1 protein-coding gene and 1 pseudogene are annotated in these 1,345 nt (G+C 45.3%); both read left to right on the top strand.

Features of this window, described 5'->3' with window-relative positions; genetic code table 11:
* Window positions 1-1,246 (top strand): cation:proton antiporter (locus F6K53_RS42840; RefSeq protein ID WP_293086696.1); only part of this gene is annotated, 1,246 nt, incomplete at its 5' end.
* Window positions 1,243-1,345 (top strand): annotated as a pseudogene (locus F6K53_RS42835) (cation:proton antiporter); the annotation flags it as partial. The gene F6K53_RS42840 and the pseudogene F6K53_RS42835, both read left to right, overlap by 4 nt.

Raw genomic sequence — 1,345 nt, 5'->3', positions numbered from 1 at the left:
ACTAGTAGATCAATTAAGCGCCTTTTTTATATTAACCAATGGGCTGGTAACGGCAGCAGTCATCCTCTACTGTTGGCAAAGTGGTAAAACAGCTTTTTTTTATACCCAGACCATTATCTTACATGGCAGTGTCAATGCCGTATTTATCTGTGCAGATTTCATCAGTTTATACGTAGCATTAGAAGTAATCAGTATTGCTGCGTTTCTGTTGATTGCCTATCCCCGAACCGACCGCTCAATTTGGGTAGCCTTGCGCTATCTTTTTGTCAGCAATACAGCCATGCTGTTTTATCTGGTCGGCGCAATTTTAGTCTATAAGGCCAATAATTCCTTTGCCTTTGAAGGGTTGCGGGGAGCACCTCCAGAAGCCCTTGCCCTGATCTTTGTGGGACTATTAGTCAAGGGGGGAATATTTGTATCAGGATTGTGGTTACCCTTAACCCACTCCGAATCTCAGAGCCCAGTGTCGGCGTTGCTATCGGGAGTTGTGATCAAAACGGGAGTCTTTCCACTGTTGCGTTTTGCTCTGATTGTGGAGGAACTTGATCCCATCGTCAGGATATTTGGAGTGGGGACAGCGCTTCTGGGCATAACCTATGCCTTATTTGAAAAGGATACCAAGCGTATTCTCGCCTTTAGCACGATTTCCCAGTTAGGCTTTATCCTCGCCTCACCAGAAGTGGGAGGCTTTTATGCCCTGACCCATGGTTTGGTCAAATCAGCGCTCTTTTTGATCGCGGGTGTTTTGCCCAGCCGTAACCTCAATGAACTGCAACATCAGCGGATTAATACCCCAATTTGGATTGCCCTGGCTATAGCTAGCTTCTCTATTTCCGGCTTTCCATTATTGTCTGGCTTTGGGGCGAAAGTATTGACTCTGAAGAATATAGTGCCCTGGCAAGTTATCGGTATGAATGTTGCTGCCCTAGGAACGGCAACATGCTTTGGTAAATTCATCTTTCTGCCCCATGGGGATGGCAGCCAAGGGCAGGTAAAGGCCAATTTTTGGTTAGCGATGATACTGTTGCTCGGTGGGCTGATTGCCGTCAATGGTGTGTACTACCAGGCATATAATTTTGCCAATATTATCAAACCCCTGGCAACCATTGGCCTGGGATGGTTGGCATATTTGTTGATTTTCAAACGATCTGTACTCAAGCTGCCCCGTGTGCTTGAGGAATTTGATCATCTAATTGGGGTGATGAGTTTGATGTTAGTGTTATTGTTCTGGATGGTGTTTCCATGATTGGGCATCTAAATCTAATTTTACGACTGGTTATCTGGTTTTTGCTGACTGCCAATCTGAGTTGGCCAAATATCATCATTGGCATTGCGATCGCATTTT

Origin of the sequence: Moorena sp. SIO4A1, assembly GCF_010672065.1 — a bacterium.
Classification (GTDB): Bacteria; Cyanobacteriota; Cyanobacteriia; order Cyanobacteriales; family Coleofasciculaceae; genus Moorena.
This window is presented reverse-complemented; position numbering and strand designations above follow the sequence as displayed.